Raw genomic sequence first — 24,151 nt, forward strand, 5'->3', positions numbered from 1 at the left:
TAAGCGAAACCAAAAATACGGCGCAGGGGCTGCGGTGCTCCGCAACCCCTGCGCCGTATTTCAGAAGGACTAGCTACAAAATAGCCTGGAACTGCATCGTCACTTCCGGGCGGTAATTGACGTCGTTCACGTTGGTGAAGTCGGGGCGGGCGCGGTAGTTGAGCGTGATTTTGGCGTTGTGATTATCGAGCAGCACGTTTACGCCGCCGTCGAACAGGTGCACGTCCTGGATGGTGCCGTCTTCGCGGCGCAGGCCCTCGTAGCGGCCGTGGGTGTAGTCGAGGTAGGGCTGGAGGCGCACCTTGGGGCCGAGCAGGCGCTGGGGCAGCACGTAGCCGGTCTGCAGGGTTTGGGCGGTGCCGGTGCCCACTACGGGCACGGCATTGCCGCGCAAGGCGGCCGCGCCGTAGCCAGGGTTCAGGTTGCCAGCGTAGCGTACCAGGTTATTGCCCATATTGTACTTATAGAAGGCACCGTAGAGGGTGAACGACGTTTTTTGGGTGGTGTCGATGGGCGTATCGAAGAACACGTCGGCCGCGAGCACGCTCAAATCCTGGGTGCGGTACGGGATGCTCCAGGCGTTGGTGGGCACCGGCGTGGAGATAACCGCATCGCGCACGTACATGCCTTTGCCGTAGTAGAGGAAGCCCGTGCCGATGTTGAGTACACGCTTGGAGCCCAGGTAAGTACCCACCGGGAAGGGCACCAGGTTGGCTTCTTTTTCCAGAAATTCCCAGTCGAAATACCCCTGGTATACCTTGCCCCGGGCGCGGGGGTTGAACTGGGCCACGCCGGTGGCAAGCGTAGCCGGCGTGCTGGTAACGTTGTTTTTGTCGGCATCATTCACCGAGAGGCGGTAGTCGAACTTACCGAAGCGGCCGTGGGCAAACAGGCCCAGGCCGCGCCCGGTCTGGTCGATGGCATCGAGCACCGGCCACTGCGTGCCGGGCACGTCGAGCGTGAGCAGCGAAAAGGCGGCGAAGCTGGTTTGGCGCGAAATGCCGTTGTAGGCGTGCAGGCCCCCGCCGAAGCTCAGGTGCTTGTTGACCTTGTAATCCACCATCGCGTCGTGCAGGTAGAACAGTGACTTCTTGCCCGGCCCGGTGGCTTCGCCGGGGGCCCCGCCCGAAATAGTACTTTGCGAATTAATGCCCAGCTGCGTGATGATGACGAAGCGCGAGTTGAGCTGCGACACGATGAGCAGCCGGGCGCGCCGGATACCAAAATCGACCTGGCTGCTGGCTGGTTCTTCCGAGCCGTTTACCGTGCCGGTATTATTCTCACTGTAGCGGCTCCAGAACTGCACGGCCGTCATCAGGCGCACGTATTTCGAGCCGTCGGGCGAGATATTAATCTTCATACCCGCGGCGTAGGGGGCCGATTTGGCCGGCTGGGTCATAGGCTTCGGCAGTTCGTTGGAAGCAGGGTTGGGGGCTTTGCCGGGGGTAGGTGGCACTACCACCTGGGCCTGCGCCACCGCGCTTACGAATAAGAAGCCAGCCGCCAGCCAGCGGCCAAAAAAGGTAGTCATACTGAATAAACCAAAGGGTGGGAATTGGTGAGAAGGGGCATAGCGCGGCCGGGCAGCCCGCTAGAGCTGTGAAAAAACCGTCGTGGGAAAGGGGATTGTAGCGCGAGCTTTCAGTCCGCGAGTAGAATAACCCGTTCACTCGCGGACTAAAAGTCCGCGCTACTGATGCGCTACTTCAGCCTCTTGCGCTACCTCGATGCGGGGCAGCATCGATATTGGCTCGGGGCGGCGCTCCTCGGGTACTGAGCGGCCTTGCAGGGCCAGCTGGTGGCGGGCCTCGTCAAACTCGCCCTCGCTCTTGGCCACTACCAGCGTGGCAATGCCGTTGCCGATGACGTTGGTGATGGCCCGCGCCTCGCTCATAAAGCGGTCCACGCCCAGCAGCAGCGCCACGCTCTCCACCGGAATAACCTTGGTGGCCGCCAGCGTAGACGCTAGCACAATGAAGCCCGAGCCCGTAACGCCCGCCGCGCCCTTGCTCGTAACCACCAGAATGGCAATGAGGGAGAGCTGCTGCGTGAGCGACAGCGGAATGTTAAAGGCCTGAGCCAGAAAGATAACCGCGATGGAAAGGTAGATGGACGTGCCATCGAGGTTGAAGGAGTAACCCGTAGGAATGACCAGGCCGGCTACCGAGCGCGAGCAGCCGTAGCGCTCCATCTTGTCAATCATGCGCGGCAGGGCCGACTCGGACGACGAGGTGCCCAGCACCAGCAAAATCTCTTCCTTGATAAAGCTTAGGTACGGCCCCAGGCGCAGCTTATAGTAGCGTAGAATGAGGTTGAGCACCCCAAAAATGAACAGGAACATGGTGGCATACACCACCAGCATGAGCTTACCCAGCGGCAGCAGCGTGGCAATGCCGTACTTGCCAATGGTGAAGGCCATGCCCCCAAATGCCCCGATGGGCGCCAGCTTCATCACCATGGCCAGCACCGCAAACATGGCATGCGACAAGCGGTCGAAGGTTTTGACCAGCGGCTGGGCGTAATCGCCCAACTTATTGAGGGCCAGTCCAAAAAGCACCGAGAAAAGCAGTACTTGCAGGATGTCGCCCTTGGCGAAGGCGCCCACCACGTTGTCGGGCACGATGTGGGTGAAGAACTCGACCCAGTTCATTTCGCCGGCCTGAGAAGTGAACTTGGCCGCCTCGGCCGTCTTCTTGCTATCTAGTAACACAGCCTGCGCCGTTTGCTGCACGCCTGCGCCAGGCTGGGTGAGGTTGGCCACCAAAATACCGATGCCCAGCGCCAGCGTGGTTACTATCTCAAAGTATAACAGCGCTTTACCGCCCACGCGGCCTACTTTCTTCATACTGCCCATGCCCGCAATCCCGAGCACTACCGTGAGGAAAATGATGGGTGTAATCAGCATTTTGATGAGGCTGATAAACGTGTCGGCCACCGGCTTGAGGGCCGCGCCAAACTTGGGAAACAGCCCGCCCACGAGCACGCCCAGGGCAATGGCAGTGAGCACCTGCACGGTGAGATTGGAAAAAGCGCGTTTCATGGGTGGGAGAGCTAAGAGTTAACTAATTGATTGTCAAATACTTACTAAAAGTAAGAGCCATCGAAGGGCCGTAGGCTAGCCAGGTGGCTGCTTATCAAGCCAATAGGTCTTCGTTGAGGCGGGAGGTTTTGCGGGTGTCCTGCATGGTGAGGAATACCAGCAGCGAAATGCCGACGCACACCGCGATGTACCAGTAGAAGTAGGTTTCGTGGCCGATGCCCTTGCACCAGAGCGCGATGTACTCGGCGGTGCCGCCAAACACGGCCACCGTGAGCGCGTGCGGCAGCCCAATGCCCAGCGCCCGGATTTCAACCGGAAACAGCTCGGCCTTCACCACGGCGTTGATGCCACTGTAGCCGCTCACGATGGTGAGCGCCACCACCAGTAGCCCAAAAGCCGCCCACACGTTGGTGGTGTGGCTGAGCGCCGTGAGTAGCGGCACGGTGCCCAGCGCCCCAAACACGCCGAAAAAAATGAGCAGCGGCCGCCGCCCAATGCGGTCCGACAGCCCCCCAAATACCGGCTGCAAGCCCGCAAACACCAGCAGCGACAGGAAGCTGGCATTGGCCGCCGCCGCCTTGGTCATGTGCGCGGTGTTCACCAAAAACTTGAGCATGTAGGTGGTGAACGTGTAAAACGCCAGCGTGCCGCCCATAGTGAGGCCCACCACCGTGCCCACCGCCCGCGGGTAGTGGCGCAGCAGCGCGAGGCTGCCGCGCTGCTCTTCGGGCCGGTGGCGTTGAGCCATGAAGGCGTCGGTTTCGGTGAGGTTGCTGCGTAGGTACAGCGCCACCACCGACAGCAGCGCGCCAATGGCAAACGGGATGCGCCAGCCCCAGGCCAGCAGCTGCTCCTCGGTGAGAAATACTTTTTGGAGCAGTAGCTGAATGCCCAGCGCCAGCAATTGCGCCGCTATCAGCGTGAAATACAGGAAGCTGGAGTAAAAGCCGCGGCGGGTGTTGGTGGCCATTTCGGCCAGGTAAGTGGCCGACACGCCGTACTCGCCGCCCACGCTCAGGCCTTGCAGCAGGCGGGCGGTGAGCAGCATAACAGGGGCCACTAGGCCCACCGTTTGGTAAGTAGGCGTGAGCGCGATGAGCAGCGAGCCCAGCGACATGAGTAGCACCGAAAGCGTCATGGACTGCTTGCGGCCCACCTTGTCGGCGATGCGGCCAAACATCCAGCCGCCGAACGGGCGCATCAAAAAGCCCAGCGCGAAGATGCCCGCCGTTTGCAGCAGCTGCGCCGTGGCATCGCCGGAGGGGAAAAACGAAGCCGAGAAATAGAGCGAAAACGACGAGAACACGTACCAGTCGTACCACTCCACCAGGTTGCCCACCGAGCCGCTGAGAATGGCCCGCAGCCGGCGCCGCGAAATCTGCTCGGGCCGCGCCTGCCCGGCCACGAAGGGCGCATCAAGCAAAGCAGTGGCGGGAGTGGAGGTCATGGGGCGGGAGTTCAAGAGTAGCAGTGGCTAAAAGTGAGTGTTTACTTACTCTTTAGCCTATTGCAAAGGAGAAAACCAATTTTGAGGAAATTTCAAATTAATGTTATGATTTCTCTGAAATTTTGGATGTAGCGTAAGCTTTAGCTTGCGGGGCGGCCGCGCAAAGAGGGCGTCAGTAATCCAACTTAAATGGCGCGGCCACCCCGCAAGCTAAAGCTTATGCTACATTGAAAACCACGCGTATCGTGTGCCAGCCATCGGCATACGTATACAGTACCTGGTGCCCATACAGCTCGCCAATGCGCTTCACAATGGCCAGCCCAATGCCAATGGAATCGAGCGCGGCGTTGCCTTTTTTGAAGCGCCCAAACAACTCGCTCACCGGCACCGTGGGGGCATGGCCGGTATTGGCAATGCACAACTCGCTGGCTGATAAGTGAATACGCAGCTCGCCGCCGGGCCGGTTGTGCCGGATGGCGTTGCTGAGCAGGTTGTTGAGCAGCAGTTGGGCTAATGATTCATCGAGGGGCACGCGCACGCCGGGCGCGAGGTGCTGGGCAGTGGTGAGGCCCTTCATCTCGGCCAGGTCGGCGAAGGTGGCTTCGGTGGCGGCCACCAGCTGGCTGAGGTCGGTGTAGGCGGTGGGCTGGCGCTCGTAGTGCTCCAGCTTGGCCAGCAGCGTGAGCGAGTGGTTGATTTTGGCCAGGCGCTCCAGCTCGTCGTGCATGGTGGTGAGCATCAGCAGCTGCGGCTCGGTCAGCTCCGAGTCCATGAGCAGCTCAATCTTGGCCTTGATGCTGGCAATGGGCGTTTGCAGCTCGTGCGAGGCGTTTTCGGAAAACTCCTGCAAGCCCTGGTAGTCGCGCTGGGCGCGGGCCGTCATGCGCACCAAAAATTCGTTTAGCTCCTGAAACTCGGCTGTGCGGCTGGGCTCCAGGGCAATGGGCGTGGGCTGGCTCAGCTCAAACTGCTGCATGCCGCGCAGCGTGGCATTGAACGGCCGCAGAATGCGCCACGAAATCAACTCACTGAGAATGACCACTAACGCGAGCAGGAAAACGAACGTCCAGGCGAAAACCAGCACCAAGCCGGTGAGGTAACTATCGCGCGGCTCTATCACCGTGGCGTGGCTGCTGAGGCGGTAGGCGCGGCCCCGCACCACGGGGTAGGTGGTGAGCCGCACGGCCGCCACTTCGGCCTGCAAGGTGGCATCCCACTCGTTGCGGATTTGCACGGCGGGCGTGTGGCGGATGGTGTCGGCAGTGGGGGGCAGCGGCACTACCTGCACGTGGGTGCGGGCGGGATGGCCGGCGTAGTCGCGCCCACTCCGCAGCTGGGCCGTCACTACCTCGTGCAGGTGCTCCAGCTTGCCAATGGTGGCTTGCGTGACGCTCCGCGACAGGGCCGCGTACACGATGGCAAAGCCCAGGCTCAGCACGAAAAATGTGATAACCGCGTAGGCGAGCGTGTAGCGGTAGTTTAGTTTCACTGGTCGGGCACGTTGAGCTTGTAGCCAAAGCCATACACGGTGCTGATGTAGTCTTTGCCGCCGGCATCGGTTATCTTCTTGCGCAGGTTCTTAACGTGCTGGTACACAAAGTCTACGCTGTCGAGGTTGTCGGTGTAGTCGCCCCAGAGGTGGGCCGCAATGGCCTGCCGGGTCAGCATGCGGCCCTTGTTGTTGATGAAGTAGAGGAGCAAGTTCGTCTCTTTGCGCGTGAGGTTCAGCAGCTTGCCCCCAATGCGGCACTCCATGGACTCCAAGTCGGCAGTAATATCTAAAAAGCTGATTACGTTGCTTTTATGCACACTGCGCCGCCGCATAATGGCCTTGATGCGGGCGTGCAGTTCGGGCAGCGGAAACGGCTTGGTGATGTAGTCGTCGGCCCCCTCGCTGAGGCCGGTGAGCTTGAAATCGAGCGCGTTCTGAGCCGAAATGATGATGACGCTGCTCTCGATGCCGTCCTTGCGCAGCAGCTTGAGCAGGCTCAGGCCGTTGCCATCGGGCAGCATAATATCCAGCAGCACTACATCATAGGTGAAGAGCGCCAGCTTCTCGCGGGCCGCGTCGAAGGTGCCCGCCACCTCGCAGATGTAATGCTCCTGCACCAGGTAGCTCACGATGCTGCGGGCCAGCTCGGGGTGGTCTTCAACTAACAGGATTTTCATGGGGTGGGCGGGGCGGGCAGGCTGCAAAGCTATTCACGGCTCACGCTTACGCCCAGGGGAAGACGATGGGCAAAAAACTACGTTGCCGTTGCGGATAAATCCCGAATTTCCACAATCTTTCTGGCCCGGTTGGTGTTACTTTACCATACCTCTCACTGCTTTTTATGAACGGTAAAAACCTCTTCAACTTTGGCCCCGCCTTCGGGTATTTCTTCCGGAAAAACGACCCCAGCCGCCAGACCAATTTCAACCTGCGCACCATGCACTTCATCAATAAGCTGAGCATGGGCATGTTTTTGGTGGGCTTGTGCGTGCTGCTCTACCGCTGGTTTATCCGCTAGCGAAAAGGCGGCGCAATGAACATCGAAGACTACCGCGACTTCTGCCTGAGCCTGCCCGGCGCCACCGAGGAAACGCCCTTCGGCCCCGATACGCTGGTATTCAAGGTGGGCGGTAAGATATTCGCCCTCACCAACTTGCAGACGTTTGCCAGCATCAACCTGAAGTGCGACCCCGAGCACGCCGCCGAGCTGCGCGAGCGCCACGACTACGTGCTGCCGGGCTTTCACATGAATAAAAAGCACTGGAACACGGTGCTCATTGGCACGGGCGCTACCAATGCCCAGTTGCGCCAGTGGATTACTGACTCGTACCAGCGCATTGTGGCTGCGTTGCCCAAGGCGGTATGGGCAGAAATTGCCCAGGCCTACACGTAGCTACCTAGTCCGACCGGTTGAAGAGTGCGCCTCTTGGGCTAGTCGTTGAGCCATCATTTCTGCGCCAACCGGTCGGACGACTCCGCTGTCCGACCGGAGCAGGTACATGCTATACGAGACTGCTCTAGTGGGCTTTATGGTCACGCGCTGCTAGTTGGCCTCCGGGTAGGCTGCAACTGCCTGAGAGCACCCTGACCGTAAGCAAGCCGTTGCGGACGCGTACCGTAAAGTTTGGGTGGCCTGATAAGTTTTTGCTACTGCTTTTAACCTGCTAAGGCACTGCATTATAGCGCCTGGCCTGGTTGTGCAACCGATGCTGCATTTTGCTGGCCGCTAGTAGTTAGTGAAGCTAACTGGCGCAGGAGTAACTGCATTATTTTTGAATTTTATAAAGAAAAAGGTAGATTGTCAGGCTAATAATCCTCGGGTTGGCAGTATGCTGTTGGGGATAAAATGATACGATAAAGATAATTTTATGTATTATCTTTATAAAACACTCCAACGCCCACACTTCTTTTATGAAAGCTCACTTACTCGCGAGTATTACGCTACTGATTTGCCTCTTGGCAAGTAGTGGTTCGCTCTTTGCCCAGAACGACCTCAATCTGGCGCTTAGTAAGCCGGGCAATGCTGGGTCCACGGCAACCGTTACGGCTGCTTCCTCGGAAAGCGCTTCCTACCCTGCCAGCAACATGAACGATGGTAACAACAATACCCGCTGGGCAAGCGCCTTCGGGGACAACCAATCGTTCGTAGTTGCGCTGGGCTCAGTGCAACCCATTGACCGCGTTCGCATTGTGTGGGAGGCAGCGTACGGGGTTGATTTCGAACTGCAGGTGGATAGCTATAGTGACTTTAGAAGTTATAAGGTCGCAAAAGCAATTGTCAATAATACCCCCGTCCAACACAATGGGCAGTTCGTAAACGAGTTTTCTAATCTCAATGCCACTGGCCAATACATACGCTTGGTCGCTACGAAGCGGCGCAATTTCGGTAGTGTAAATAATCCGAGTTATTATGGCTACTCCGTTTATGAGTTTGAAGTATTCAGCGTTACCAACACCGCTAGCAACAACTTGATAATCAGCCAGCGACCCACAATCGAGGTGTCGGCTTCTAATACGGAGAGTTCTTATGTACCAGCTAATGCCTTCGATGGTAATCCGGAAACGCGCTGGTCTACCCGAAATTTTGAATACCAGACCCTGGTAGTAGATTTTGGTACGCTTGTCACGGTGTCAAGAGCCTACGTGAGCTGGGAATTGGCTTATGCTACTAACTACTCGATTGAGTACGCCCGCACGCAGGCAGATGTGGAGGCCAACAACTGGAGCCCTTTCGCTACTTACACTGATAACCAGGCTTTTTACAATGAAGTAGCGAACACGGCTACGGCCCGTTTCTTCCGGGTGCTGGCGCGGAGGTCCGTATTGGGCGGTGGCGGGTTCTCCATCTACGAGTTTACCCTGTTTGGCTCTCCAACGCCGCTGCCGGTTTCGCTCACCAGCTTCACGGCGGTGCCGCAGGGCAAGGCCGTGGCCGTAGACTGGACCACGGCCACCGAACTCAATAACGCCGGCTTTGAGGTGCAGCGCTCGGCCAATGGCCTGGATTTTACTACCCTAACCAAAGTAGCCGGGGCTAGCAACAGCCAGCTCGCAACTGCCTACCACTACCTCGATGCCGCGCCGCTCGCTACGCTCGCCTACTACCGCTTGCAGCAGACCGACTTTGACGGCAAAACGACGTACAGCCCGGTAGTGGCCGTGCAGGGAACCAGCCGCGCCCCGGTGGCGCTCAGCGTGTATCCTAACCCCACGGCCGAGCGCGCCACTTTGGAGTGGGACGCCCTCGCCGCCAGCCCCGTACAGTGGCACCTCACCAACAGCCTCGGCCAGCGCGTGCACACCGGAACCCTAGCCGCCGCGGCCGGCCACAATGCCCAGGCCATCGACCTGCAACCCTATGCCGCGGGCAGCTACGTGCTCACCGTCGAAACGGCGGGCCAGGTACTGGGCCGCACGCGCGTTCAGAAAAGTAACTAGGCACCGAAACAATCTTAGCAAACAGCTGCTAACCAGCTAAATAAGAAAGCCCCGCCGAATATTCGGCGGGGCTTTCTTAGGGCATAAGCTACCCGGGCTTACTGCCCCACCAGGAACACGGCGTTGCCGAACAGCAGCTTGCCGCTTTGCCAGAAAGCGCGGAACAAGGGGTTGTCACCCAGGTAGATAACCTGGCCGCGGCCCAGGTCTTGCTCGCCCAGCACGAAGGTATCGACCAGCTCCTTGCGGGCCTTGCTGCCGCTAAAGCCAGCGTAGTAGCCGTTCTTCTTGATAACGCCCACGTTCCAGCCGCCTTTGGGTAAAAACTTGTAGCTGAGGGGCGTACGAATGAGCGCCGGGTAGGTGCCGCCGTAGCCAAAGGCCAGCGGGTGCGTATTGTCGAGCTGCACCTGGTAGATAGTGCCCAGCGCTTGGTTCTCCGTGCTTTCGCGGTCGGCGGTGCCGTAGCGGCGCAGCGGCAAGTAAGGGTTGGCGGCCTCGGCCTTGCGCACGGCCACCGAGTCGGCGGTTTTGGCTTTGAGCAGGAAGTCCTTCTTATTGGCCAGGAATTTCATGGCGCCTTCCATCGCAATGAGCTTGCCGCCTCCGCGCACCCAGGCCTTGAGGTTTTCGAGGGCCGCAGTGGGGTAGATGTCTTGGTAGTTGCCATCGGGCAGGATGAGCACGTCGATTTTGCTCATGCTCACTCGGCTCAAATAATCAGTGCCCAGCACCGTAATCGGGTAGCCAATTTGCTGCTCAAAGAAGTGCCACACCTCGCCAAAGGCCGTGGCGTCGATGCCGGGGCCGGCCACCACAGCCACCGTGGGCTGCTTCACAAAGTGCACACTACCAGAGCCTAAGTCGTGCCCGGTAGTGGAAAAGCCCGATTTTACGGCGCGCACCACCGTGCCCGCCGAGTCGGCCTGGGCCCGCACCAGTTGGTCGAATTGCGCGCCCAGCGCCTCGTTGCCGGTGCGCGTGATGATGAGCGTGCCGGGCGTGTACTGCTGCCCTTCCGCCTCAAAAGCCTGCTCGGCGAAGCGCACTTTTACCTTTTTCTGGAGCAATTGGCTCAGGAAGCGCACGTCTTGCAGGTTGTTCCAGCGGGCCAGGTAGGCGTAGGGCTTGTCGGTGGGGGCGGCGGCGCTGCCCTTCACCACGGCCGGGGTGGGGGTGGGGCCGCTGGCGTCGAGGCGTTCGGCCAGGGCGTAGGCTTTCACCCCAAACGAGTAGGGCAGGGCCCACGAAGTAATGTCGTAGGTGAGCGAGTCTTCGAGCTGCGGGCGGGGCTCAAACAGCACTTTTACGAGCGTCGATTTGGGCTGGTACATGCTCACCAACACATCGTGGGGCTGCACGGTCACGGCCTCCGTTTTGCCGCTGCTGTAGTTGAAGCCCTTGGTTTTGAGCTGCTTGGGCGCAAAACCGTAGTCGATTTGCTGGCGCTCCAGGTACTGGGTCAGCATGCGCAGCTGGCCGGGGTCGTTGCCTGAGGCCAGCACGTAGGTTTTGTACGCGCCGCCGGGCTTGGTTTTGGCGTTGGTGAAGTAGGCCTGAAACTCACGCAGCAGGTCGTCGTGGCGCTCGGCGGTGGCCTGAATGGTGGCCCGGCTGGCGGCGTGGTGGTGGGCAATGCGCTGGGCCAGGGTGAGGGTGTCGCCGTCGGTGCGGGCGTAGGCCACGCCGGCCGGGCCGCCGCCGCCCTGCTCATACGTCATGCCGATGGCCCCGTTGAAGCTGGGCCAGGTGTCGCCGTAGGTGGGGGCAAACAGGTCGTAGGTTTCGCGGGTGAAATACAGCCAGTTATTCTTGTCAAACGTGGCCCGGTTGTAGTCGCCAATCACGTTCTGGAACTTGCGCTGCCAGGGCGTGATATCGGAGTGGTAGGGCTTGGCGGCCGGCGAGAAGTAGTACGAGTTGTTGGGGCCCATCTCGTGGAAGTCGGCGTGCACCTGGGGCAACCACTTGTTGTACAGCACAATGCGCTGGCGGCTTTCCTGCTGGGTTTGCCAGGCCCAGTCGCGGTTCAGGTCGAAGTAATAGTGGTTGTAGCGCCCGCCGGGCCAGGGCTCGTGGTGCTCCCAACTGTCGGGGCCGGCGTTGGGGTTTTGGTTGCGCACGCGGTTGTACCAGTTGGCGTAGCGGTCGTGGCCGTCGGGGTTCACGCAGGGGTCCACCACCACCACCGTATTCTTAAGCCAGTTCTGCATCTGGGCATCCTGGGGGTTGGCCAGGTCGTAGAGCACTTGCAGCACGGCCTCCGAGCTCACGGCCTCGTTGCCGTGCACGTTGTAGCTGAGCCAGGCCACGGCGGGCATTTGGCGGCTGGCCGCACCGCCTTCGAGGCTGGCCAGCCGGCGGTCATTGAGCTGAATATCAGCTAGCTTGCTGAAATTCTCGGCGTTGCCGATTTCGATTACTTCAAGCGTGCGCTTCTCATAAGTTTGACCGTAGCGGGTGATGCGCATGCGGCCGGGCGCGTGGGCCACCACGTGGGCGGCGTAGCGCAGCACATCGGCCTGGGGCGTAAACTGGCTGCCAAGTGGGTAGCCCAGAAACTGCGCTGGCGTGAGCAGCGGTCCGGCCGCATCGGCCGCTGCCGTCATGGGCTGGGTGGGGCTCGGCGGGGCAGTTTGGGCGTGGCCGGTGGCGCTGGCTAGCAGACCGGCCAGCAGAGCGGTGCCGCGCAGCCAGCGCTTAGTATTAGTACCGAAAGAAGAAGCGTAAGAAGGTAGCATAGAGCGAAAAAACAATTGATGGGCACAAGGTAGGGGGCAAAAAGGAGGTATCATCCACTAAAACCATCGTATTTTACCTAATCACCCCTCCAAGCTGAAGCTAACGCGCCGCGTAACTTTGAAGCATGACCCAACCGCCCAAAGACCTGCTCGCCAGTAAAAACGTGCTGCACCCGCGCAATCCGCACCGCGAGCGCTACGATTTTCCCGAGCTCATCAAGGCCAGCCCGCCCCTCGCCGCCTTCGTGCAAGTCAACCAGTTTGGCAACGAATCAGTGGATTTTGCCAACCCCGCGGCCGTCACGGCGCTCAACCAGGCGCTGCTCAAGCACTTCTACGGCATTGCCAACTGGGATATTCCGGCCGGCTACCTGTGCCCGCCCATCCCGGGCCGCGCCGATTACTTACACTACCTAGCTGATTTACTGGCCGATAGCAACGGCGGCGTTATCCCGCGCGGCAAAACCATTTCGGTGCTCGACATCGGCGTGGGGGCCAACTGCATTTACCCCATCATCGGCCACCAAGCCTACGGCTGGCGCTTTGTGGGCTCCGAAACCGACCCCGTAGCCCTGGCCGCCGCCCGCAACATTGTGGCCGCCAACCCCGCGCTCACGGGCAGCGTCGATTGCCGCCCCCAGCCCGACGCCAGCCAGCTGCTCATGGGCGTTGTGAAGCGCGGTGAGGTGTTCGACGCGGTGATGTGCAACCCGCCCTTCTACGCCTCGCTGGCCGCGGCCACGGCCGGCACCCACCGCAAAACCACCAACCTGGGCAAGGGCCGCCGCCCCGCCCCGGTGCGCAACTTCGGCGGCCAGGATAGCGAGCTGTGGTACCCCGGCGGCGAAGAAGCCTTCGTGCGCAATCTGGTGAAAGAGAGCGCGGATATACCCACCAGTAGCTTTTGGTTTACCAGCCTGGTATCGCAAAGCCAAACGCTGCCGGGTATCTACAAAGAGCTGCAATGGGCGGAGGCCACGGACGTGCGCACCATCGAGATGGCCCAGGGCCAGAAAAAAAGCCGCCTGGTCGCCTGGACGTTCCTTACCCCCGAGCAGCAAGCCGCCCGGCGCGCCTCGCGCTGGGCCAAGGCGAAGTAGGTATAAGTCGCCCTCCCCGGGGCACCCCACCCCCGGCCCCTCCCCTCCGGGAGAGGGGAGCCACGGTGGCGCGGTACTATAGTCGTCAGGCTCCCCTCTCCCGAAGGGGAGGGGCTGGGGGTGGGGTGCCCCGCGGAGGGCGAATAGGAGTATGTAATTGTTTGTTAATCAATATTTTGTTGCTTATGAAAAATCCGATACTCCTCCTCGCCGCGCTGGCCCTGCCGCTCGCTACCCTGGCCCAAACTGCGCCGCGCCCCCTCAACCTTATCGACCTGGCTAGGATGCGCGACGTGGCCGACCCCAACCTCTCGCCCGATGGCGCGTGGGTGGCCTACACCGTGACCCGCGTGGATACCGCCACCGACAAGCGCGATGCCGACGTGTGGATGGCCCGCCTCGACGGCTCCCAAAACCTGCGCATCACCACCAACCCGGCCAGCGAAACCAAGCCCCGCTTCAGTCCCGATGGCAAATATCTGAGCTTCGTATCGGGCCGCAACGAGGAAGATGGCGGCAACGCCCAGCTCTGGCTGCTGAACCGCGCCGGCGGCGAGGCCGAGAAGGTAACCAAGCTCAAAGGCAGCGTATCGGACTACATCTGGTCGCCCGATGGTCAGCGTATCGCCCTCATTATCAAGGATGCTGACCCCGACTCGCTCACCGCCGCCCAGAAAGCCAAGAAGAAAACCGCCCCGCCCATAGTCATCGACCGCTTCCAGTTTAAGAAGGACGTGGACGGCTACCTGAACAACCAGCGCCAGCACCTCTACGTGTTCGACGTGGCCACGCGCCGGCTCATCAACCTCACGCCGGGCGTGTACGACGAGAACCTGCCCGCCTGGAGCCCCGATGGCAAGCAGCTGGTATTCAGCAGCAAGCGCGGCTCCGACCCCGACCGCCACGACAACTACGACCTGTTTTTGATTGACGCCAAAGCCGGGGCTACCGCCCGCCCGCTGCTGGCCACCGACGTGCCCGAGAGCGCGCCCAACTACGGCAGCCGCCCCGCCTTCAGCCCCGATGGCCGCCGCATCGCCTTCGTGCAGGGCGGCCCCAAAGAGCAGCTCGTGTATGCCCTGCACCAACTGATGGTGGTGGACGTAGCCGGCGGCCCCGCCCGCGCTCTCACCGCCGACCTCGACCGCAACACCACCCAGCCCCAGTGGAGCGCCGATGGCAAAAGCGTGTATTTTCTACTCGAAGACGACCGCGCCGAGTCGCTGATGCGGGTGCCCGCCACCGGCGGCAAACCCGAAAAAGTGCTGGCCGGCGCGCGCCAGGTCGGCGACTTTGACATGACTGGCAAGGGCCCACTGGTGGTGCTCAGCAGCCAGCCCCAGCAGCCCACCGAGGTGTTTGCACTCGATAAAAAAGGCGGCTTGCTACCGCTGTCCAAGCAAAATGATGCGTGGCTAAAAGGCGTGTCGCTCGGCGCCGTCGAGCCCATGCAGGCCAAAAGCAAGGACGGTACGCTGGTGAGCGGCTTTGTCATCAAGCCCGTGGGCTACCAGGCGGGGCGCAAGTACCCGACCATCCTGCGGATTCACGGCGGGCCGGTGGCGCAGTTTGGTTACGGCTTTGCGTTTGAGTGGCAATACTTTGCCGCCAACGGCTACGCCGTGGTGGTGGCCAACCCGCGCGGCAGCTCGGGCCGGGGCCTGGAGTATAGCAAGGCCATTTACGCCGACTGGGGCAACAAGGACACCGACGATGTGCTGGCCGTGGTGGATTACGCCGTAGCGCAAGGCCTGGCCGACCCCGACCGCCTCGGCGTGGGCGGCTGGAGCTACGGCGGCATCATGACCGACCAGGTTATTGCCCGCGACCAGCGTTTCAAAGCCGCCGTGAGCGGCGCCAGCATTGCCAACGTGCTCGCCGGCTACGGCACCGACCAGTACATCCGCGACTACGAAACCGAGCTGGGCACGCCTTGGAAGAACCCCGACGTGTACCTGCGCGTGTCGTACCCCTTCTACCACGCCGACCGCATCCACACGCCCACGCTCTTCGTGTGCGGCGAGAAGGATTTCAACGTACCCCTGCTCAATACCGAGCAGATGTACCAGGCCCTCAAAAGCCTCAACGTGCCCACGCAGCTGGTTATTTACCCCGGCCAGTTTCACGGCGTCACCACGCCCAGCTACGTGAAGGACCGCTACGTGCGCTATCTGGGCTGGTACAATAAGTATCTGATGCCCAAGGGCTCGGCGCAGGCTGGGGCGGCGGGCGGGTAGTAGTAAAAGCCCTTTAGCCCGCGTTGCAAGGGCGCCCGGCTGAACTCCCGGCGGCCATTCCTTGTAAGCAGTTGTCACTTGTATCTTGCATCATGAGCCAGGTTCTCCTTACCATCCCCGATGAACAGCTTGCCCCTTTGCTGAAGGTGCTAAAGGCGCTTCCTTTTGCCATTAAAACGAAGACGGTAGCTCCACCCAAACCCAAGCAGTACACGCCCGCGCAGCAGGAGTGGATTGATGATTTCCGCGAGGCACTCCACGAAGTGGAATTGCATCAGCAGGGAAAAATCAAATTGAAAACGGCTGATGAACTACTAGATGAGCTTCGTAATAATAACCTCGATTAAGTTCGACCGCTCTATACAAACGGCTGGCGAAGAAATATGCCAGTATGCCAAATGACTTTGCTGAACTACTCGCGGAACTCAGAAACAACCCGCGTGCCGGCGAGCCGCTGGGCCGCGACTGCTACAAAGTGCGCCTAAGTATTGCCGCAAAGAATAAAGGTAAAAGTGGTGGTGCCCGCGCAATAACCTGCGTTAAAATAGTTGGCGAGCAAATTTTCCTGCTCACGATTTATGATAAGTCGGAGCAGGATTCTATTTCGGATAACGAGCGCGACGACCTGCTGCGCGAAAACGGATTACTGTAAAAGCCAAAAGCGCCCGCTGCTGATGCAGCGGGCGCTTTTGGCTTTATAATCGTCTGTCATGCTGACGAAGGAAGCATCCTATCACCGCCGAACGATTGTGCTGGCGTGATAGGATGCTTCCTTCGTCAGCATGACAGACGGCGCAGATGGCGCAGACGGCGCGGGTGGCACGAACTATATCACCACGTTCACCATTCTACCGGGCACTACCACTACCTTCTTGGCCGCTTTCCCCTCGCCGAAGCGGCTCAGGAAATCCGATTCCAGAATCGCGGTTTCGATTTCGGCGGGGGTGGCGGTGGCGGCAAACTGGCGCTGGTCGCGCACTTTGCCATTGATGGCCACGGGGTAGGTCACGTTGGCTTCGACCAGGTATTCTTCGCGGAACTCGGGGTAGGCGGCGTGGCTGATGCTACCGGATTCGTGGCCGAGGGCTTCCCACAGCTCCTCGGCGAGGTGGGGGGCGAAGGGCGAGAGCAGTAGCACGAGCGGCTCCAGGATGGCGCGCTTGTGGGTGCCGAGGGCGGTCAACTCATTCACGGCAATCATGAAGGTGCTGACGCTGGTGTTGAAGCTGAACTTGTCGATGTCCTGGGCCACCTTTTGGATGACGCGGTGCAGGGCCTTCAGCTCGGCGGGGCTGGCGGCCTCGTCGGTCACAGCTAGCGCGCCGTCTTCGGGGTGGAAGAGCCGCCAGAACTTCTTAAGGAAGCCCGCCACGCCGCTGATGCCGTTGGTATTCCAGGGCTTGAACTGCTCCAGCGGGCCGAGGAACATTTCGTATAGGCGCAGGGCGTCCGCGCCGTATTTTTTGACTAAATCATCGGGGTTAACAACATTATGCTTGGACTTGGACATTTTCTCAATTTCCGAACCACAGACATAAACGTCTTTTACAGCACAGATAAATTCCGCATCGGCATACTCCCCTCGCCAATCTCTGAACTTATTAAAATCAAGTTCATCCCCATCAACGATATTAACATCAACGTGCAATGGTGTTATACACTCGTCTTGGCCGAGCCTCATAATTGGATATGTTACGAGCTCTAAGTTGTTTTTTAGAGCAAAACGGCCAGCTATTTCAGCGAGTTGCTTATCGAAAATTTCTAATTCTGGTAATTCATTGACATTCGGGCTGGAAATTACTTTTGCTAATCCAAGTGTAGCAAATACCTGTGGTGGTTTGATTTCGCTTTGATTACTTGAATCTGCTTTTACAAAATTCCAGTCAATATTAACCCGGTATACAAAACTCGACCGGCCCAAAATCATCCCCTGATTTATCAGTTTCTGGAACGGCTCGCTGTGCGTGACCAGGCCCAAATCCTTGAGGAACAGGTACCAGAAGCGGGAGTAGAGCAGGTGGCCGGTGGCGTGCTCGGCGCCGCCCATGTAGAGGTCCACCTGGCCCCAGTACTGCTCGGCTTCTTCGGATACGAAGCGGTCGGCGTTGTGCGGGTCCATGTAGCGGAGGTAGTACCAGCTGGAGCCGGCCCAGCCGGGCATGGTGCTCAGCTCGAACTCGTGCTGGCCGCGGTACTTCCAGTCTTGGGCGCGGCCCAGGGGCGGCTCGCCGGTTTCGGTGGGCTTGTACTCGTCGATTTCGGGGAGCACGAGCGGCAGGTCGGCTTCGGCCACGCCGTAGGCGGTGCCGTCTTTGTAGTAAATCGGGATGGGCTCGCCCCAGTAGCGCTGGCGGCCAAAAATGGCGTCGCGCAGGCGGAAGTTCACCTTGCCCTTGCCGAGGCCCTTTTCTTCGAGGAAGGCGATGAGCGTGGTGGTGGCTTCCTTGTAGGTGAGGCCGTTGACGATGCCCGAGTTGATGTAGCGGCCTTCCTTGGTGGGGTCGGCCTGCTGGTCGAGGTTCTGTTGGGCGTCCGAAATGGCCGGGATGGGCAGGTCGAAGTGCTGGGCGAAGAGGTAGTCGCGCTGGTCGCCGCTGGGCACGGCCATCACGGCGCCGGTGCCGTAGCCGGCCAGCACGTAGTCGGCCAGCCAGATGGGCACGGGCGTGCCATCGACTGGGTTGGCCGCATACGCGCCCGTAAACACGCCCGACACGGTTTTGACGTCCGACATGCGGTCGCGCTCCGAGCGGCGCTTGGTGGCGGCTATGTACTCATCCACGGCCGCACGTTGCGCGGGCGTGGTGAGGGTGTTTACCAACTCATGTTCAGGCGCTAAAACCAGGAACGTAGCGCCGTAGATGGTATCGACGCGGGTGGTATAGACCTTAATATCAGCACCTTCGTGGCCCTGCACCGGGAAGGTGACCTCGGCCCCGATGCTCTTGCCAATCCAGTTGCGCTGCATCTCCTTCACGGCGTCGGGCCAGTCGAGGGTGTTGAGGCCCTGGAGCAGGCGGTCGGCGTAGGCGGTGATGCGCAGGTTCCACTGCGGCATGAGGCGGCGCTCGACGGGGTAGCCGCCGCGCTCCGAGAGGCCATCTTTTACCTCGTCGTTGCTCAGCACCGTACCCAGGGCGGCGCACCAGTTCACATAGGTATCTTGCTGGTAGGCAAGGCGATAGGGGAGAATGGCGGCAAGCTTCTGCTTCTCGCTCATCATCTGCCACTGGCCGGCCGAGAAGTCGTGGCGCTCCTCATCGCCCCCGGCGGCGCGAATACCGGCGCTGCCGTTTTCGCCAAACTTCTCCTGCAAGGTGCGGATGTGCTCGGCGCGGTCAGTGTCGAGGTTGTACCAGCTATTGAAGAGCTTGAGGAAAATCCACTGCGTCCACTTGTAGTAGTCGGGGTCCGAAGTCCGCACCTCGCGCTCCCAGTCGTAGCTGAAACCCAGCTGCTGGAGCTGCCGGATGTAGGTTTCAATGTTCTTCTCGGTGGTCACGGCCGGGTGCTGGCCGGTCTGGATGGCGTACTGCTCGGCGGGCAACCCAAACGAGTCGAATCCCATGGGGTGCAGCACGTTGCGGCCTTGCAGGCGCTGGTAGCGCGCCACAATATCGGAGGCAATGTAGCCCAGCGGGTGCCCTACGTGAAGGCCCGCCCCCGAAGGGTAGGGAAACATGTCGAGCACGTAGTACTTGGGCTTGCTGGAGGCATTATCGGCGCGGAAGGTGTTGTGCTGCTGCCAGTGGTCTTGCCACTTTTTTTCGAGCTCTTGGGGGCGGTACGCGGGCATTTTGTTGGCTGGTTATTCGCGCGAAGGTACGAAAGCCAGTAGCGTGGACTCTGCGAGTCCGCGCGTGGTGTCGTTCGGGCGGGGCGCTTCACCCCCCGGCCCCCTCTCCGAACAGGAGAGGGGGAGCCGGACGATTCGTGGTGTTAGCTTTGCCGCACTGTGCGGTAGTCTCCCGCCAACCACGGTGCCTTTTGATAGCTTCGGCTAGAAAAAGGCGAAGCCCGTGGCTGGCAGGCCACGGGCTTCGAATTGGGTATTTATTCTCCCCATAAAGATTCAAGTCCTATGGAGAACAAACCAAACAGCGACGACGATTACATTATAATCTTTGTCAGGCTCCCGACTAAGCTGCTATTGCAACTTGGTCGCTGGGTACTGGTAGCCAGCAGCATGTACGTGCTGCTGCACAAGTAACCGATTAGCCGGCAGGGAGGGTTCGCGCCCTTCCTGCTTAGGTTGCTAACTAAGTTCAGCCGTCGGGAGTTGCGCAAAGATGCGAACTTTTTGGGGAAAGTGGTCGCCACTTGCGCATTAGTGCGCCACCAGCTCAGCGGCCGGCTGCGTGGCCAGCGCCCGTAGCGCATCGGCTAGCAGTTTATAGGAATAAACCCGCGCCTCCAGATCGAAGATATTGGAAACGGCCATTAGCTCATCCACCTGCGTTTCGGCGATAAACTCCTGTAAGTCCTGCTGAATGGTGGCGGGGCTGCCCACAAACGAGTAGGCCAGCATCTGCTGTACGGCCTGCTGCCCGCCGGGCACCCACAGCGGGCGCATCGACTCGACGGGCGGTTGCAGCGGGGCCGGGTGGCCCGTAACCACGCTCTGCATAAATTGCTGGAGCGAGGTGGAGAGGTAGGCGGCGTGCTCGTCGGTATCGGCCGCCACCACGTTCACGCAGGCAATGACGTAGGGCTTGGCCAGTGCCTTGGAGGGGCGGAAATTCTGGTGGTAGATTTCCAGCGCGGGTAGCAGCTGGCCCGGCGCAAAGTGGCTGGCAAAGGCGTAGGGCAGGCCCATTGCGGCCGCCAGGTAGGCGCTGTCGGTGCTGGAGCCCAGGATGTAAATCGGAATATCTAGCCCCTCGCCGGGGATAGCGCGCACGGCGGCCGAGCTATTATCGGCTGAGAAGTAGGTTTGCAGCTGCTGAATCTCGCGCGGAAAATCCTGCGCGCCACCCATGCGGCTGCCCCGAATGGCCTGCGCCGTGCGCTGGTCGGAGCCGGGGGCGCGGCCCAGGCCCAGGTCGATGCGGCCGGGGTAGAGCGAGGCCAGCGTACCAATTTGCTCGGCCACCACCAGCGGGGCGTGGTTAGGCAGCATAATGCCGCCCGAGCCCACGCGCAGCGTGGTAGTGCCGCCCGCGATGTAGCCAATCAGCACCACCGGCGAGGAGCTGGCCACGCTGGCCATGTTGTGGTGCTCGGAAAGCCAGTAGCGGGTGTAGCCCAGCTGCTCGACCTGCTGGGCGAGGTGCAGGCTGTTGCGGAAGGTGTCGGTGGGGGTAGCGCCGGCGAGCACGGGAGCCAAATCCAGTACGGAAAAGGCGACCTGCTTGGGAGAATTTGCCATAATGAATCACGAAGAATAGGAAGTAAGGTAAACCAATTGCCGCGCATAAAAGTTGGCGGCGCGGCGTGACGCAGGGTCTGCCAGGGGGCTTTTGTTGACATTGGCCATTTCAACAAATTACACTATTCTTAGCTAAGGATAGGCCGACAAAAAAGTTTTTCAAATGGTACAACTAATTGATAGAATAGGAGTAAAAGGCGAACATTCGTTTTTTCACCCTTCGTTTTTTTCTACTATGTTTTCTTCTATTCCCTCAAAGAACCGCGTGGCGGCGCAGGCGTTTGCCGGCCTGCTGGCCGTGGCTGGGCTCAGCCAGTGCGGCATCCAGGAGCAGGTGCAGCAAGCCAAAGCGTTCAAGAACGTTGACGTGCGCCTGGCTTCCGTAGACCAAGCCACCGTAGGCGGCGTGAATGTGCTGAACATGCGCCAGGCCGGCGACCTGGGTACCGCCGAGCGGGCCCTGCTGGCCGTGGCGGCCACCGCCGGCAACCTGCCCCTGCGCATGCGGGTGAACCTGGAGTTTCGCAACCCCAACAACGAAACGGCCGCCCTCAACGAGTTCGACTACATCGCCCTCATCGACGATAAGGGAGTAGCCAAAGGCCACACCAACCAGCGCATCGAAGTGCCCGCCAACGGCGGCCTCGTTACGGCCCCCATTATGGTGGAAAGCGACCTGAGCAAGGTAATGGGCAAGCAGTCGGGCGAGAGCCTGGCCGATTTTGCGCTTGGCCTCACCGACCGTGACCGCCAGCCCCTGCGCTTCACCCTCAAGCTGAAGCCTACGTTCATCACCAGCAGCGGCAAGCGCATTTCGCCCCCCGGCTACTCTACGGTTGAAAAGGAGTTTACTGCCGCCCAGGCTCTCGACGCCGTGAGCCGCCCCTAGCTGGTGAGCCGCGTAGTAGCCCAGCCGCTGTGAGCCTGGGCGTAGAAGTGCCCGACTGTTGGCCCGCGAGCATGCGCGCCCTGTGGATGTAGGAATACAAGGCTGCTATAAAATACGAAGGAGCCCGGTCAACTAATTGGCCGGGCTTCTTTTATGAAAAACCCACAGGGTAGGCAACCTGTGCGTACTAAGGCCACCAGCCCCGTGCCTGGGCCGCCGCCAGCGCGGGAAGCCGGTAGCGCTTTTGTGGCACGGGCCGGGCATGGTAGTCAGCCCGGTACTAGCCCGGCCCGCGGCGGGTGTAAATTTGACTTCCATAAGCAGAACCCGTGGCCCGCATCCCCAAAGAAACCGTTGACCAGATTATCCACACCGCCGACATCCTGGAGGTGGTGGGCGACTACGTGCAGCTCAAGCGCCAGGGCCAGAACTACTGGGCCTGCTGCCCGTTTCACAACGAAAAATCGCCCTCGTTTTCGGTAAACCCCAGCAAAGGGCTCTACAAGTGCTTCGGCTGCGGCAAGGCGGGCGGCGTTATCCAGTTTGTGATGGACGTGGAGGGCAGCAGCTACCCCGAAGCCCTGCGCGCCCTAGCCAAAAAGTACGGCGTGGCCGTGCCCGAGGAGGAGGAGCGCACCCCCGAAGAGCAGCTGGCCCAGAATGAGCGCGACTCGCAGTACATCGTATCTAGCTGGGCTAAAGACCATTATCACCGGCTGCTCCAAAACACGGAGGAGGGCATGGGCGTGGGCTACGCCTACCTCAAGGAGCGGGGCCTGAACCTGACCACCATCCAAACCTTTGAGCTGGGCTACTCGCTCGACCAGTGGGACGACCTGCTGAAGGCCGGCGAAAAGGCGGGTTACCAGCTCAAATACCTCGAAAAAACTGGTCTCGTCATCAAGCGCGAGGACGACCAGGGCCACGATACCGGCCGGCGTTACGACCGCTTCCGGGGGCGCGTGATGTTCCCGATTCACAACGTGAGCGGCCGGGTGGTTGGCTTCGGGGCGCGCACCCTGAAGCGCGACGACAAGATGGCGAAGTACCTCAACTCGCCCGAGTCGGAGATTTACCACAAGTCGGATGTGCTCTACGGGCTGTTTCAGGCGCGCCAAAGCATCCGGCAAGCCGAAGTGTGCTACCTCGTGGAGGGCTACCTCGACGTACTGAGCCTGCACCAGGGCGGCATCAAAAACGTGGTGGCCTCGTCGGGCACCTCGCTCACGGAAGGGCAAATCCGGCTCATCAAGCGGTATTCCGACAACGTGACGGTGCTGTACGATGGCGACGCGGCGGGCATCAAGGCCAGCCTGCGCGGCACCGACCTGCTGCTGGAAGGCGGCCTCAATGTGCGCGTGGTGCTGTTTCCGGACGGCGACGACCCCGACAGCTACATCCGCAAGGTGGGCGACCAGCGCTTTGCCGACTACATCGAAAACCAGAGCCAGGACTTCATTACCTTCAAAACCACGCTCGTGGCCCGCGAGGCCAGTCACGACCCGGTGAAGAAGGCCGAGGCTATCCGGGAGGTGCTCCACAGCATTGCCAAGGTGCCCGACGGCCTCAAGCGCCAGGTGTTTTTGCAGCAAACGGCCGTAGCCTTTGGCTTTGAGGAGCAGGTGATTATCACCGAATACAACAAGCTCCTCAAAACCAGCCCGCCCGGTAGGAGTGGCTCGCAGTCGCCCGCCCCCAGCGCCACCCCGCGCCCCACGCCGCCCGCCGCCCCGGCTGCGGCCCGCCCCCTCACGCCCGAGGAGGAAATCGAGATGGCCATGTACGGCGTCACGAGTGGCTCGGAAGAGCAGGCAGCCCAGCTGGCGGGCCCCTTTGCCGGTCCCGAAGAGCTGGCCCACCCCCTCGACCTGCTGCAACAGTGCGAGCAGGCCGTGCTGCGCCTGCTGGTGCTCTACGGCCCCCACGAGGTGCAGCCCGACGTGTCGGTGGCGCATTATTTACTGAGTCAAATGGAAGATACGCCGCTGCGCACGCCCCTCTACGCCCAGCTGTGGGACGAGTGCCGCGCGGCCTTTTTGCAGGGCCAGCTGCCCACGATGCGCCAGCTGGCCCACCACGAAGACGCCGCCATCCGGAGCCTGCTGGCTGACTTCGCCACCGAGCGCTACGACCTCAGCCCCAACTGGCGCATCAAGGATATTCACGTGCCTACCGAGTTGAACCTCTTGCAGTTGGCCTGCGATAACGCCATTCTGCGCCTCAACAAGTGCCACGTGCAGCGCGAGCGCCAGCAGTGCCTGGCCCAACTCAACGACCCGCGCCTCGACGACAACGAGAAGCTGAACGCGCTGCTGCGTTATAATGAACTCACCAAGCTCGACAACCAGTTGGCCCAATTGCTGGGTACGGTGGTAGCGCGTAATGCGTAACTAATTACT

17 protein-coding genes are annotated in these 24,151 nt (G+C 60.5%); 9 read left to right on the plus strand and 8 right to left on the minus strand.

The features are described 5' to 3' along the window. Positions 1-73: 73 nt before the first annotated feature. The 5 genes from ACYVGC_RS09480 to ACYVGC_RS09500 form a co-directional block, all read right to left on the minus strand. Positions 74-1,531 carry a hypothetical protein gene (locus ACYVGC_RS09480; protein WP_460583578.1) on the minus strand — a complete coding sequence of 486 codons (1,458 nt, stop codon included), beginning with the start codon at positions 1,529-1,531 and terminating at the stop codon, positions 74-76. A gap of 159 nt (positions 1,532-1,690) precedes the next feature. Next, complete coding sequence (locus tag ACYVGC_RS09485; RefSeq protein ID WP_460583579.1) at positions 1,691-3,040, minus strand: dicarboxylate/amino acid:cation symporter; 1,350 nt, start codon at positions 3,038-3,040, stop codon at positions 1,691-1,693. A gap of 94 nt (positions 3,041-3,134) precedes the next feature. Then, on the minus strand, positions 3,135-4,487 hold the full coding sequence (locus tag ACYVGC_RS09490) for an MFS transporter (protein ID WP_460583580.1): 1,353 nt from the start codon (positions 4,485-4,487) through the stop codon (positions 3,135-3,137). Positions 4,488-4,704: 217 nt separating this feature from the next. Further along, positions 4,705-5,976, minus strand: coding sequence for a sensor histidine kinase (locus tag ACYVGC_RS09495; protein ID WP_460583581.1), 1,272 nt, complete (start codon positions 5,974-5,976; stop codon positions 4,705-4,707). Then, a complete protein-coding gene (locus tag ACYVGC_RS09500; protein ID WP_460583582.1) occupies positions 5,973-6,656 on the minus strand; it encodes a response regulator transcription factor in 684 nt (227 codons plus the stop codon). Before ACYVGC_RS09500 ends, ACYVGC_RS09495 begins: the two co-directional genes overlap by 4 nt. Positions 6,657-6,820: 164 nt before the next feature. Here ACYVGC_RS09500 and ACYVGC_RS09505 point away from each other — a divergent pair, with 164 nt between their 5' ends. The 3 genes from ACYVGC_RS09505 to ACYVGC_RS09515 all read left to right on the plus strand — a co-directional run bounded on the left by ACYVGC_RS09505 (position 6,821) and on the right by ACYVGC_RS09515 (position 9,417). Next, positions 6,821-6,997: a DUF6728 family protein gene (locus tag ACYVGC_RS09505; RefSeq protein ID WP_460583583.1), complete on the plus strand. Its 177-nt coding sequence runs from the start codon at positions 6,821-6,823 to the stop codon at positions 6,995-6,997. A 15-nt stretch (positions 6,998-7,012) separates the two neighbouring features. Further along, entirely contained in the window at positions 7,013-7,372 is a 360-nt protein-coding gene (locus tag ACYVGC_RS09510; protein ID WP_460583584.1) for an MmcQ/YjbR family DNA-binding protein, read from the plus strand. A 518-nt stretch (positions 7,373-7,890) separates the two neighbouring features. Further along, on the plus strand, positions 7,891-9,417 hold the full coding sequence (locus tag ACYVGC_RS09515) for a discoidin domain-containing protein (RefSeq protein ID WP_460583585.1): 1,527 nt from the start codon (positions 7,891-7,893) through the stop codon (positions 9,415-9,417). A 98-nt stretch (positions 9,418-9,515) separates the two neighbouring features. Here the strand turns inward: ACYVGC_RS09515 and ACYVGC_RS09520 are convergent, their stop codons facing one another. Then, a complete protein-coding gene (locus ACYVGC_RS09520) occupies positions 9,516-12,158 on the minus strand; it encodes a M14 family metallopeptidase (RefSeq protein WP_460583586.1) in 2,643 nt (880 codons plus the stop codon). A gap of 125 nt (positions 12,159-12,283) precedes the next feature. Between ACYVGC_RS09520 and rlmF the strand changes: the two genes are divergently transcribed. From rlmF to ACYVGC_RS09540, 4 genes are all read left to right on the plus strand, one after another. Further along, positions 12,284-13,258, plus strand: coding sequence for a 23S rRNA (adenine(1618)-N(6))-methyltransferase (gene rlmF / locus ACYVGC_RS09525; protein WP_460583587.1), 975 nt, complete (start codon positions 12,284-12,286; stop codon positions 13,256-13,258). A 185-nt stretch (positions 13,259-13,443) separates the two neighbouring features. Next, positions 13,444-15,495, plus strand: a complete 2,052-nt coding sequence (locus ACYVGC_RS09530; protein WP_460583588.1) for a S9 family peptidase — start codon at positions 13,444-13,446, stop codon at positions 15,493-15,495. 92 nt (positions 15,496-15,587) lie between these two features. Next, a complete protein-coding gene (locus tag ACYVGC_RS09535; protein ID WP_460583589.1) occupies positions 15,588-15,842 on the plus strand; it encodes a hypothetical protein in 255 nt (84 codons plus the stop codon). A 44-nt stretch (positions 15,843-15,886) separates the two neighbouring features. After that, positions 15,887-16,147: a type II toxin-antitoxin system RelE/ParE family toxin gene (locus ACYVGC_RS09540; protein WP_460583590.1), complete on the plus strand. Its 261-nt coding sequence runs from the start codon at positions 15,887-15,889 to the stop codon at positions 16,145-16,147. A 174-nt stretch (positions 16,148-16,321) separates the two neighbouring features. Here ACYVGC_RS09540 and ACYVGC_RS09545 read toward each other — a convergent pair whose 3' ends face one another. Then, complete coding sequence (locus ACYVGC_RS09545; protein WP_460583591.1) at positions 16,322-19,291, minus strand: leucine--tRNA ligase; 2,970 nt, start codon at positions 19,289-19,291, stop codon at positions 16,322-16,324. A gap of 531 nt (positions 19,292-19,822) precedes the next feature. Next, positions 19,823-20,863, minus strand: coding sequence for an LLM class flavin-dependent oxidoreductase (locus ACYVGC_RS09550; protein ID WP_460583592.1), 1,041 nt, complete (start codon positions 20,861-20,863; stop codon positions 19,823-19,825). A gap of 235 nt (positions 20,864-21,098) precedes the next feature. On the opposite strand from ACYVGC_RS09550, the gene ACYVGC_RS09555 reads away from it, so the two are divergent. Further along, complete coding sequence (locus tag ACYVGC_RS09555; RefSeq protein WP_460583593.1) at positions 21,099-21,752, plus strand: hypothetical protein; 654 nt, start codon at positions 21,099-21,101, stop codon at positions 21,750-21,752. 329 nt (positions 21,753-22,081) lie between these two features. Beyond that, the gene (gene dnaG / locus ACYVGC_RS09560; protein ID WP_460583594.1) at positions 22,082-24,142 is read left to right on the plus strand and encodes a DNA primase; all 2,061 of its coding nucleotides are present in this window, start codon (positions 22,082-22,084) and stop codon (positions 24,140-24,142) included. Positions 24,143-24,151 lie beyond the last annotated feature (9 nt).

The sequence above is a fragment of the Hymenobacter arcticus genome (assembly GCF_054779975.1).

Coding starts and splice junctions, on each gene's coding strand:
- ACYVGC_RS09480 (WP_460583578.1), bottom strand. CDS start 1,531: ATGACTACCTTTTTTGGCCGCTGGCTGGCGGCTGGCTTCTTATTCGTA.
- ACYVGC_RS09485 (WP_460583579.1), bottom strand. CDS start 3,040: ATGAAACGCGCTTTTTCCAATCTCACCGTGCAGGTGCTCACTGCCATT.
- ACYVGC_RS09490 (WP_460583580.1), bottom strand. CDS start 4,487: ATGACCTCCACTCCCGCCACTGCTTTGCTTGATGCGCCCTTCGTGGCC.
- ACYVGC_RS09500 (WP_460583582.1), bottom strand. CDS start 6,656: ATGAAAATCCTGTTAGTTGAAGACCACCCCGAGCTGGCCCGCAGCATC.
- ACYVGC_RS09505 (WP_460583583.1), top strand. CDS start 6,821: ATGAACGGTAAAAACCTCTTCAACTTTGGCCCCGCCTTCGGGTATTTC.
- ACYVGC_RS09510 (WP_460583584.1), top strand. CDS start 7,013: ATGAACATCGAAGACTACCGCGACTTCTGCCTGAGCCTGCCCGGCGCC.
- ACYVGC_RS09515 (WP_460583585.1), top strand. CDS start 7,891: ATGAAAGCTCACTTACTCGCGAGTATTACGCTACTGATTTGCCTCTTG.
- ACYVGC_RS09520 (WP_460583586.1), bottom strand. CDS start 12,158: ATGCTACCTTCTTACGCTTCTTCTTTCGGTACTAATACTAAGCGCTGG.
- rlmF (WP_460583587.1), top strand. CDS start 12,284: ATGACCCAACCGCCCAAAGACCTGCTCGCCAGTAAAAACGTGCTGCAC.
- ACYVGC_RS09530 (WP_460583588.1), top strand. CDS start 13,444: ATGAAAAATCCGATACTCCTCCTCGCCGCGCTGGCCCTGCCGCTCGCT.
- ACYVGC_RS09535 (WP_460583589.1), top strand. CDS start 15,588: ATGAGCCAGGTTCTCCTTACCATCCCCGATGAACAGCTTGCCCCTTTG.
- ACYVGC_RS09540 (WP_460583590.1), top strand. CDS start 15,887: ATGCCAAATGACTTTGCTGAACTACTCGCGGAACTCAGAAACAACCCG.
- ACYVGC_RS09545 (WP_460583591.1), bottom strand. CDS start 19,291: ATGCCCGCGTACCGCCCCCAAGAGCTCGAAAAAAAGTGGCAAGACCAC.
- ACYVGC_RS09550 (WP_460583592.1), bottom strand. CDS start 20,863: ATGGCAAATTCTCCCAAGCAGGTCGCCTTTTCCGTACTGGATTTGGCT.
- ACYVGC_RS09555 (WP_460583593.1), top strand. CDS start 21,099: ATGTTTTCTTCTATTCCCTCAAAGAACCGCGTGGCGGCGCAGGCGTTT.